Source organism: Geothrix fuzhouensis, from assembly GCF_024609325.1.
Taxonomy (GTDB): domain Bacteria; phylum Acidobacteriota; class Holophagae; order Holophagales; family Holophagaceae; genus Geothrix; species Geothrix fuzhouensis.
Genome location: NZ_JANHMQ010000002.1, coordinates 800,899 through 808,299 on the forward strand (window position 1 = coordinate 800,899; position 7,401 = coordinate 808,299).

Here is a 7,401-nt window from a genome sequence, read left to right on the forward strand (position 1 = left end):
TCATCTTCCCATGGACCCGCCTGGTGGGCCAGCTCACAGGCCTCGGATCATTTCCGATGATGGATCCAAACCAGGGCTGAACCTTCGCGATTGGCCTCAGTAAAGGCGTTCGCGACGCGCGTCAAAGCTGACTTCAAGGTCATGTCGTCCTCGCCGGGGAACCACAGGGTGGCGCCGGTGGGATGGTCTCCCACGATCCCGCGAAGCCGCGTGATCAGGACTTCTGCGCCTTCTTCGCTGGTGTGGGGCATGATCAGCAGGTACTGATCCGCCGACAACTCGATGAGCAGGTCCTCGCCGCGCAGACGGGCGGCGGCAGCAGCCAGGCGGCCTCGGGTGCCCGTGATGAGGGGCTGGGACCAGAGGGCCAAGGCGATGGGTTCTTTGCGCCGGCGCGCCATGAACAGCGAAGCGCGGAGCCAGATGTCGAGGTAGCGCCGATTGGGCAGGCCGGAGCGGGCGCTCTGGAGGGCGCTGTCTTCCACGATCGCGCCGCTGAGTTCCAAGGCGTCGAGGGCTCCGTGGAGTTCCTGCTTCATGTTCTCGGATTCAAGGGTTCGCGCCATCAGATGGCCCATCGCGCGGATGAGCTCGGTCTCACCGCGGTCGAAGGGTTTGGGGGCGCGGTGCTGCACGCACAGGGTTCCCACCACGTTCTCGCGCTCCTTCAGGGCCACGCCGGAGTAGGCCCGGATGCCAAGTTCCTTGAAGCCGGAACTCTTCCGCCAGCGCGACTCGAGGGAGGCGTCCCGGATGGTGAGGGGACGATCCGGATGGGCCATCACCCAAGGGCAGAACCCCTTCTCCGGCGCCTCGAACACACCCTCCATGTCGGCGCCCTCCGCCACGGCCCACCAGAAGACTTCGTAGCCCAGCCCCGTGACCCGGGTGAGCAAGGCGCGGTCCACGCCGAGACGGTCCACCAGCAGGGCGAGGCCGTGTTCGAAGAGCCGGGCCGGATCCGTCCGGCTGGCATTGAGCAGATCCGCCAGCGCGGCCAGGTGATCTCCCTTGGCGCTGCGACGCTTGACCGCCTTTCCAGGGCTCACGCTTGTCTCCAGAAGGTGTCCCTAGGTTGCCGGCTTTTTGCCATAGTGCAAGAGGCAGGAGCGAACGGATTTACCAGCTCACCACGCGGAGGCTCGGGCTGATCTCCACTCGGCACGGCCTGCGGCCGTGACCGAGGTGCCGTATAGGGGATGGGGCCAGTCCTCTCACGGGCATTTCACCAACTCACAACGCGAATGCTGGGACTCACTTCCTCCTGCAGCAACCCCTCGATGTAGCGCAGGGTGCCGCTGGTGGAGGAGGGACAGGAGCCACAGGCGCCGTGGTAGCTGATCTGGAGGGTCTGGCCGTCGAAGGAGATGACCTCCAGGCCGCCGCCGTCCCCGGCCAGACCTGGGCGGATCCGGGTGTCCAGTAGCTGGTTGATGCGCTCCAGGGTGGCGTCGGCGTCGCCGCCGGGCGTCAGACCAGCGGCATCACCCGTGTCGTTCTCCGGCAGCTTCAGATCCTCGATGGATTCGCAGATGGGGTCGATGAGGTCGGTCCATTCGGCCGACGGCTCTTTGTTCACCGTCACGAAGCGGTCCATGTAGAACACGGAGGTCACCTTGCCCAGGGCGAACAGCGCCGAGCCGAGCGGATCCCCCACCGCCGCGCCGAAATCCTTGAAGGACCGGGAGCCGGCCTTGAGGATCGCCGGATGCACCAGGAACTTCAGGGCGTCCGGATTGGGGGTGGGTTCGATGTTGATGACCTTGGGCATGGAAGGCTCCCAGCAAAGTTTACCAAATCTGTCAGGATTTTCGATACGTATCCTTAGGTCATGACCCGACCCAAAGCCCTTCTCAGCTGGTCCAGCGGCAAAGACGCCGCCTGGGCCCTGCATATCCTTCAGCAATCGGAAGACGTGGAGGTGGTGGGCCTGCTGACCACCACGAACGCCGCCTTTGAACGGGTGGCCATGCATGGGGTCCGGGAGGCCCTGCTGGAAGCCCAGGCCGAGGCCGCGGGCCTGCCGCTCTGGAAGGTGCCCTTGCCGTGGCCTTGCCCGAACGAGGCCTACGAGGCGCTCATGGCCCAGGCCTGCGCCCGGGCCGTGGCGGACGGGATCGAGGTCATGGCCTTCGGCGACCTGTTTCTGGAGGACGTGCGGGAATACCGCATCCAGAAGCTGGCAGGCACGGGCCTGAAGCCCCGCTTCCCCATCTGGAACTCGGACACCGCCTCGCTCGCCCGCAGCATGCTGGCTGCAGGCCTGAAGGCCACCCTGACCTGCGTGGACCCCCGGGCTCTGGCTGCGTCCTTCGCCGGCCGGGACTTCGACGCCCAGCTGCTGGCGGATCTGCCGGCTGGAGTGGATCCCTGCGGCGAGCGGGGCGAGTTCCACAGCTTCGCTTGGGATGGGCCCATGTTCCAACATCCTGTGCCGGTCCAGCGCGGCGACGTCGTGGAACGGGACGGCTTCATCTTCGCGGATCTGGTGCCGGCATGAGCGCTTCCCAGGCCACCGGCGCCAGCCTGATGGACCCCGGCAAACCGCTCATCCTGGTGACTGGGGCCACGGGCTATATCGGGGGGCGCCTGGTGCCCCGGCTGCTTGCCGCTGGCCACCGCGTCCGTTGCATGGCGCGCAATCCCGACCGCCTGGCCGGCCGCTCCTGGCCAGGGGTGGAGGCCGTGAAGGGCGACGTGGGAGACCCGGCTTCGCTGGAGGCGGCCCTGAAGGGCGTGACACAGGCCTACTACCTGGTCCACGCCATGGGTGAGGACCGGCCGGATTTCCGGGGACGGGACCTGGGTCATGCCCTCATCTTTGCCGCGGCCTGCGCCAAGGCGGGTGTGCAACGGATCATCTACCTGGGGGGGCTGGGGGATCCCACGCACCACCGCAGCGAGCATCTGGCCAGCCGCCAGGAAGTGGGGGCTGCCCTGGGGTCGACGGGGGTGCCAGTGCTGGAGTTCCGGGCAGCCGTGATCGTCGGCAGCGGCAGCGCCAGCTTCGAAATGATCCGTCACCTCACCGAACGTCTGCCCATCATGATCACCCCGCGCTGGGTGAACACACGGTGCCAGCCCATCGGCGTGCGCAACGTGCTGGGTTACCTCATCGAAGCTCTGGAACACCCGGAGATCACGGGCATCTTCGAGATCGGCGGCCGGGACATCCTCGACTACCGGCGGATGATGCTGGGCTATGCCGAGGCGCGAGGTCTGCGCCGCATCATCGTGCCCATGCATGTCCCGCTCCCGATCCTTTCGGTGCTCTGGGTGGATCTCGTCACGCCCATCCCCCTGGAACTGGCCAAGCCCCTGATCGAGGGGATGACCACCGAGGTGGTGGTCCAGGACCCTAGGGCTCTGGAAGTCTTCCGGGTGCGTCCCATGGCCTACAAGGAGGCCTTGGCCCTGGCCTTGCAGCGCCTGGACGAGGATGCCGTGGAAACCACCTGGGCCACGAGCCTTTCGCGCGAACAGGAGGAGCAGGTCCTCGGTTCCCACGAGGGCATGTTCCTGGAACGCCACCACCGGCACGTCAAGGCCCCGCCACACGTGGTGTTCGACACTTTCTGCGCCCTGGGCGGGGAAAACGGCTGGCCCGCCGGCAATTGGCTGTGGCAGATCCGGGGCCTTTTGGATCGCCTCCTCGGGGGCATGGGCATGCGCCGCGGGCGGCGTCATCCACGGCAGCTCCGCGTGGGCGATCCCGTGGACTTCTGGCGCGTGGAGGCCGTCGAGGATGACCGCCTCCTGCGCCTGCGGTCTGAGATGAAGCTGGACGGCCATGCCTGGCTCCAGTTCACGGTGCGACCGGAAGGGGCGGGCTCGCGCCTGGAACAGATGGCCTTCTTCGAGCCTCATGGTGTGCTGGGCCTTATCTATTGGTACGCGATGCTCCCGTTCCACCTGTTTGTCTTTCCCGGCATGATCCGGGCGCTCAAAAAACGGGCCGAGGCGGGCAGGTGATTTTTATCAGGATTCAAAGAGCAAAGCGCTGGTCACAGAAGTCACGGAAGAGAGCAGGAATGCACGGAAAAGGGCATGGGCGGCCGCTCCGAAAGGGCGGGCTGCACCCCGGAGGGCACTGGCGCAGCGTGGAGCACGAACCCTTCCGTGTCCTCCCTTCCATTCCGTGCCTTCCGTGACCAGCAAGGCTTTTGGATGGTTGCAGGAATCCATAAGACAATCGAACCGGGGTGGTGACCATGTACGACGCGCAACGCGATGCCTGCTTGGCCGCGGCCCAGGCTGGAGGGAAGGTGCTCCTTGGGTTTTTCCGGAAGCTCGATCCCGCCACCATCACCGAAAAGACCAAGAACGATGTGGTGAGCGAAGCGGATCGCGCCGCCGAAGCGGCCATCCAGGCCGAGCTGGACTTCCGTTTCCCGCAATACGGTTTCATGGGGGAGGAGGGCGGAGCTTCCGGAGACATCGAGCGCCGCTGGATTGTCGATCCTCTGGACGGCACCCTGAACTTCGTCCAGGGCTTCCCTCACTGGTGCGTGTCCGTGGCCTTGTGGGATGCCGAGGGCCCGGTGGTGGGCTGCGTGTTGGATCCCCTGCGGGAGGACTGTTTCCTGGCCGTGCGGGGCATGGGCGCCACCTGGAACGGCCAGCCCATGCACGTATCGCAGCAGGCGGGTCTGGACGGCGCCTTCCTGGCCACGGGTTTCGCCTTCCAGCTGGGCGAGCGCTGGCCGGCCTTCAACGCCGCCCTGGGCCGCGTCTTTCCGAGGGCCAAGGGCATCCGCCGCGCCGGCAGCGCCGCCCTGGATTTGGCCCATGTGGCCTGCGGCATCTTCGACGGCTACTTCGAGCTGGGCCTCAAGCCCTGGGACATCGCCGCCGGCGCCCTGCTGGTGCAGGAGGCTGGCGGCGTGATCACTGACTGGGAAGGTGGGCAGACCTGGTTCCAGAGCGGGAGCCTGGTGACGGGAACACCATGCGTGGCGAAGGACCTGCTGGAAACACTGAAGGGTTGAACGGCGTCATGGAAAGGCGTGACGTAAGCGGAGAAAGACTGAAGAACGGAGGAAAGCGGAGGAACAGCTATCCAGAAATCTTTTCTCCGCTTTCCTCAGCCGCTCCGCGATCCTCCGCTTATGGACGCTTTGGTTTCTGAAAATGATCGCTAATCAACTCGTTTGGCACTGATCACGACGATGATTCCGCGGCCTTTCACGACCGAGGTGCCGACCACCACCTTTTCGCCTTCCTTCAAATTGATGTCAGAACCCATTCGAGCCAATTCCAGGCTTTCAGCGCCGCGCCGCTCCCGGAGCAGGAAATAGAATTTCCGGAGGAAGTAGCGCCCCGGTTTTGCGGCTTCAGACTCCAGACTCATGACCCGGTCGGATTCCCAATCCGCGAACAGCAGAGGAGAACCCGTGGCTTCCCCAGGCGTCAGGGCGTTGCCTTCGAGTTGTCCGCGACCGTAGGTGGCCTGGTTACCGTTCACGCCGACCCGCTGGACGAAGCTGGCGGCCAACGCGTAGCCGCGGTAGGTGAGGGTATTCATGAGCTGCTTCACGACCACTTGGAGATCCGCCGGCAGCCCCGCCTCGGGAACCGGCCCCTTGGACGCGAAGAGCACGTGGAGGGTCAGTTCCACATCAGCGGCCTTCTGTGCGGTCGAGGGCACATCCAGCCGCTTGATCGCCTCTTCGATGGCCGCGAGGTTTTCGGGGAAATCCCGGACGCTGACGGTATTGAGGCCACCCATTTCGGTGGAGTTGAGCAGGGCCCCCCGCGTTCCGCTGCCTAGAGCGCGAAGGGAGTTGACCAGCCAGAGTGGGCTGCAGTGCTGAACCACGAAGACCTTGCTCTTCATGGCGCGGAGCATGGCGGGATCGGGATCGGGTTCAGGGGCCTTGGGCTGGGCGGCGGCAGGCGGCGTGGCGGTCTGGGCCAAGGCGGGGGGGGCCGTGCCGATCAGGGTGGCGAGGGCGAGGGCGAGGCGAACGCTCATGGTTTCTCCGTGGATGATTCGGTTTCAGGAAGGGGCTTGGCCTGGGCCAGCCAGATGATGCGGATGGTGGGGTCGGCGGTCTGGAATTCGATGCGGGTGGGGCCTGTGGGGGTGGTTGGAGGTTCCGCGCGGGCCGGGGCTGGCGCGACACGGGCGAAGGCCGGGTGGGGCAGGGGCGGGGCGGGTTTCGGGTCCTGGGGAGCGGGCGCGGGCACCGCGGGTCCGGTCACGGGAACGGGGGTCGCCGGCCGGGGTTGGTGCAGGGCCCAGGTGAGGCTGGCCAGGAGCAATGCCGCCGCGGCGGCCAGGAGGGAGGGGCGCATCCGCGGGGAGCGTGGCCGCGGGCGGGATTCGACCACCACCCGATCCATCACCGCGCGCCGGAGCCGCGCGTGGTCGGCGGCCCCGAAGGGCGACGCCATGGCCTCCTGCGTCCAGGCCTGGCTGGCCCGCAGGTCTTCGGATGCCGCGCGGCAGGTGGGGCATCCCTCCATGTGGCGGTCGACGGCGGCCATCTCCGCCGCCTCCAGGTCGCCCCCGACCCAGAGGGGTAGCTGGTCGAGGACATGGGTGGTCATGGACGTCCTCCGGGTGTGGGTTTCATTCGCCGGGCACAGAAGGCCTGCACCTTGGCGCGGGCCGAGGCGGCCTGGGAACGAACGGTGACGGGGCGGACCCCCAGGATGCGGGCCGCTTCTTCCGTGGAGAGGCCTTCCAGGTCGCGCAGCACGAGAGCCGCGCGTTCGGCCGGGGGAAGCGCGGCCACGGCCTGCCGGACCAGGGTGCGGCGTTGGTGGAACAGAACGGCCTCCTCAGCGCCCATGGGCACGGCATCCCCCTCAAGCGTTTCCAGGGACTCCACTGGCGCGGGCGCGGGGCCCCGCTTCCGGGCGAGGTCACAGCAGACGTTCACAGCGATGCGGATCAGCCAGGCCTCGAAGCGCTCGCCCAGCCGGAAGGAATTCAGGGACCGGAACACGCGCAGGTAGGTCTCCTGGGCGGCATCCTCGGCCAGGTGCCGGTCCCCGAGCATCCGCCAGGCCAGGGCCAGGATCCGGCCTTCTGTGCGGGCCATCAGGTCCTCGAACGCCTCGACTTCGCCCGAGCGGATGCGCCGGACCAAGTGCTCCAGCGGGTCCGCCGCCGGAGCCTCTGGAAGGGGCGAAAGCCCCTCCTCCATCAGCACGGCCTGGGTTCCCGGGAACACGTCACAGTTCCTCCCTCACCTATCCATACCGGTGAAGTAGGCAAAGTGTTGATCCGAAATCCGGAAATGAGAGCGGAATAAAAGAAGCGGAGGAAAGCCGAGGTGCGGGGGAAAGCGGAGAGAGACCTGCTCAGTCTCTCCGCTTTCCTCCGCACCTCTGTTCCCCTCCCCATGATTGCGTTCATTAGCGGGGCGTTCTGCGACGCCCCGCCCGTGGCCG

The 7,401-nt window shown here is 66.6% G+C and carries 8 protein-coding genes; 3 read left to right on the top strand and 5 right to left on the bottom strand.

Annotated features, from left to right (window positions below):
- Window positions 1–47: 47 nt before the first annotated feature.
- Entirely contained in the window at window positions 48–1,049 is a 1,002-nt protein-coding gene (locus NOV74_RS10945) for a GAF domain-containing protein (RefSeq protein WP_257312221.1), read from the bottom strand.
- A 176-nt stretch (window positions 1,050–1,225) separates the two neighbouring features.
- The gene (locus NOV74_RS10950; RefSeq protein WP_257312223.1) at window positions 1,226–1,771 is read right to left on the bottom strand and encodes a NifU family protein; all 546 of its coding nucleotides are present in this window, start codon (window positions 1,769–1,771) and stop codon (window positions 1,226–1,228) included.
- Between the two features lie 60 nt (window positions 1,772–1,831).
- Between NOV74_RS10950 and NOV74_RS10955 the strand changes: the two genes are divergently transcribed.
- From NOV74_RS10955 to NOV74_RS10965, 3 genes are all read left to right on the top strand, one after another.
- Window positions 1,832–2,500, top strand: coding sequence for a Dph6-related ATP pyrophosphatase (locus NOV74_RS10955; RefSeq protein ID WP_257312226.1), 669 nt, complete (start codon window positions 1,832–1,834; stop codon window positions 2,498–2,500).
- A complete protein-coding gene (locus tag NOV74_RS10960; protein ID WP_257312228.1) occupies window positions 2,497–3,972 on the top strand; it encodes an SDR family oxidoreductase in 1,476 nt (491 codons plus the stop codon). The genes NOV74_RS10955 and NOV74_RS10960 overlap by 4 nt, the downstream gene beginning before the upstream one ends.
- Before the next feature lie 239 nt (window positions 3,973–4,211).
- Window positions 4,212–4,988, top strand: coding sequence for an inositol monophosphatase family protein (locus tag NOV74_RS10965; RefSeq protein ID WP_257312231.1), 777 nt, complete (start codon window positions 4,212–4,214; stop codon window positions 4,986–4,988).
- Between the two features lie 149 nt (window positions 4,989–5,137).
- Here the strand turns inward: NOV74_RS10965 and NOV74_RS10970 are convergent, their stop codons facing one another.
- From NOV74_RS10970 to NOV74_RS10980, 3 genes are read right to left on the bottom strand one after another with little or no spacing between them, the layout of a single operon-like run.
- The gene (locus NOV74_RS10970; RefSeq protein ID WP_257312233.1) at window positions 5,138–5,974 is read right to left on the bottom strand and encodes a hypothetical protein; all 837 of its coding nucleotides are present in this window, start codon (window positions 5,972–5,974) and stop codon (window positions 5,138–5,140) included.
- Window positions 5,971–6,552, bottom strand: a complete 582-nt coding sequence (locus NOV74_RS10975; protein WP_257312235.1) for an anti-sigma factor family protein — start codon at window positions 6,550–6,552, stop codon at window positions 5,971–5,973. Before NOV74_RS10975 ends, NOV74_RS10970 begins: the two co-directional genes overlap by 4 nt.
- Complete coding sequence (locus NOV74_RS10980) at window positions 6,549–7,181, bottom strand: RNA polymerase sigma factor (RefSeq protein WP_257312237.1); 633 nt, start codon at window positions 7,179–7,181, stop codon at window positions 6,549–6,551. The genes NOV74_RS10975 and NOV74_RS10980 overlap by 4 nt, the downstream gene beginning before the upstream one ends.
- Window positions 7,182–7,401: the final 220 nt, after the last annotated feature.

Coding starts and splice junctions, on each gene's coding strand:
- NOV74_RS10950 (WP_257312223.1), bottom strand. CDS start 1,771: ATGCCCAAGGTCATCAACATCGAACCCACCCCCAATCCGGACGCCCTG.
- NOV74_RS10955 (WP_257312226.1), top strand. CDS start 1,832: ATGACCCGACCCAAAGCCCTTCTCAGCTGGTCCAGCGGCAAAGACGCC.
- NOV74_RS10960 (WP_257312228.1), top strand. CDS start 2,497: ATGAGCGCTTCCCAGGCCACCGGCGCCAGCCTGATGGACCCCGGCAAA.
- NOV74_RS10965 (WP_257312231.1), top strand. CDS start 4,212: ATGTACGACGCGCAACGCGATGCCTGCTTGGCCGCGGCCCAGGCTGGA.
- NOV74_RS10970 (WP_257312233.1), bottom strand. CDS start 5,974: ATGAGCGTTCGCCTCGCCCTCGCCCTCGCCACCCTGATCGGCACGGCC.
- NOV74_RS10975 (WP_257312235.1), bottom strand. CDS start 6,552: ATGACCACCCATGTCCTCGACCAGCTACCCCTCTGGGTCGGGGGCGAC.